The organism is Lysinibacillus sp. NPDC097279, assembly GCF_044761745.1.
Taxonomy (GTDB): domain Bacteria; phylum Bacillota; class Bacilli; order Bacillales_A; family Planococcaceae; genus Lysinibacillus.
Genome location: NZ_JBIWDA010000018.1, coordinates 1 through 1,115 on the forward strand (window position 1 = coordinate 1; position 1,115 = coordinate 1,115).

The window sequence follows — 1,115 nt, forward strand, 5'->3', positions numbered from 1 at the left end:
TAATTATGGGGCCTTAGCTCAGCTGGGAGAGCGCCTGCCTTGCACGCAGGAGGTCAGCGGTTCGATCCCGCTAGGCTCCACCATAATTTATAACCAGTATAAAGATCCTGGCGGTGTAGCTCAGCTGGCTAGAGCATTCGGTTCATACCCGAAAGGTCGTGGGTTCGACTCCCTCCGCCGCCATCTTAAAGGACCTTTAGCTCAGTTGGTTAGAGCAGACGGCTCATAACCGTCCGGTCGCAGGTTCGAGTCCTGCAAGGTCCACCATTTATATACTACGGAGGTATACCCAAGTCTGGCTGAAGGGATCGGTCTTGAAAACCGACAGGCGGGTAACACCGCGCGGGGGTTCGAATCCCTCTACCTCCTCCAGTTTTTATTTAGTAAATGGTGTGCTAACAACTCGATATAATAAATAGTATTTTCGCGGGGTGGAGCAGTGGTAGCTCGTCGGGCTCATAACCCGAAGGTCGTTGGTTCAAATCCGGCCCCCGCAACCAAATGGTCCCGTGGTGTAGCGGTTAACATGCCTGCCTGTCACGCAGGAGATCGCCGGTTCGATCCCGGTCGGGACCGCCATTTTTAAATAAGTTGATAGCTTAGTAAGAAGTATATGGGTCAGTAGCTCAGTTGGTAGAGCATTAGATTGAAGCTCTAAGTGTCGGCGGTTCGATTCCGTCCTGACCCACCATATACGCGGGTGTAGTTTAATGGTAAAACCTCAGCCTTCCAAGCTGATGTCGTGAGTTCGATTCTCATCACCCGCTCCAAATGGGCCTATAGCTCAGCTGGTTAGAGCGCACGCCTGATAAGCGTGAGGTCGATGGTTCGAGTCCATTTAGGCCCACCATTATTCCGAAGTAGCTCAGTTGGTAGTAGCACCTGACTGTTAATCAGGTTGTCGCAGGTTCGAGTCCTGCCTTCGGAGCCATTTTTTATTTGTGGGGAAGTACTCAAGAGGCTGAAGAGGCGCCCCTGCTAAGGGTGTAGGTCGGGTAACCGGCGCGAGGGTTCAAATCCCTCCTTCTCCGCCATTGGCCCCTTGGTCAAGCGGTTAAGACACCGCCCTTTCACGGCGGTAACACGGGTTCGAATCCCGTAGGGGTCATACTAAA

The 1,115-nt window shown here is 52.6% G+C and carries 12 tRNA genes; all 12 read left to right on the forward strand.

Annotation, left to right across the window (positions count from 1 at the left end):
• The first annotated feature begins 7 nt into the window (after nucleotides 1-7).
• Nucleotides 8-83, forward strand: a tRNA-Ala gene (locus ACIQ1H_RS22945).
• A gap of 26 nt (nucleotides 84-109) precedes the next feature.
• Nucleotides 110-183 (forward strand) — tRNA-Met (locus ACIQ1H_RS22950).
• Between the two features lie 7 nt (nucleotides 184-190).
• A tRNA-Ile gene (locus ACIQ1H_RS22955) sits at nucleotides 191-267 on the forward strand.
• A gap of 12 nt (nucleotides 268-279) precedes the next feature.
• A tRNA-Ser gene (locus ACIQ1H_RS22960) sits at nucleotides 280-372 on the forward strand.
• Nucleotides 373-425: 53 nt separating this feature from the next.
• A tRNA-Met gene (locus ACIQ1H_RS22965) sits at nucleotides 426-500 on the forward strand.
• A gap of 3 nt (nucleotides 501-503) precedes the next feature.
• Nucleotides 504-579, forward strand: a tRNA-Asp gene (locus ACIQ1H_RS22970).
• A gap of 36 nt (nucleotides 580-615) precedes the next feature.
• A tRNA-Phe gene (locus ACIQ1H_RS22975) sits at nucleotides 616-691 on the forward strand.
• Nucleotides 692-696: 5 nt separating this feature from the next.
• Nucleotides 697-770: transfer RNA gene (locus tag ACIQ1H_RS22980), tRNA-Gly, on the forward strand.
• Nucleotides 771-773: 3 nt separating this feature from the next.
• A tRNA-Ile gene (locus ACIQ1H_RS22985) sits at nucleotides 774-850 on the forward strand.
• 4 nt (nucleotides 851-854) lie between these two features.
• A tRNA-Asn gene (locus ACIQ1H_RS22990) sits at nucleotides 855-931 on the forward strand.
• A 12-nt stretch (nucleotides 932-943) separates the two neighbouring features.
• Nucleotides 944-1,034 (forward strand) — tRNA-Ser (locus ACIQ1H_RS22995).
• 2 nt (nucleotides 1,035-1,036) lie between these two features.
• A tRNA-Glu gene (locus ACIQ1H_RS23000) sits at nucleotides 1,037-1,108 on the forward strand.
• The last annotated feature ends 7 nt before the right edge of the window (nucleotides 1,109-1,115 follow it).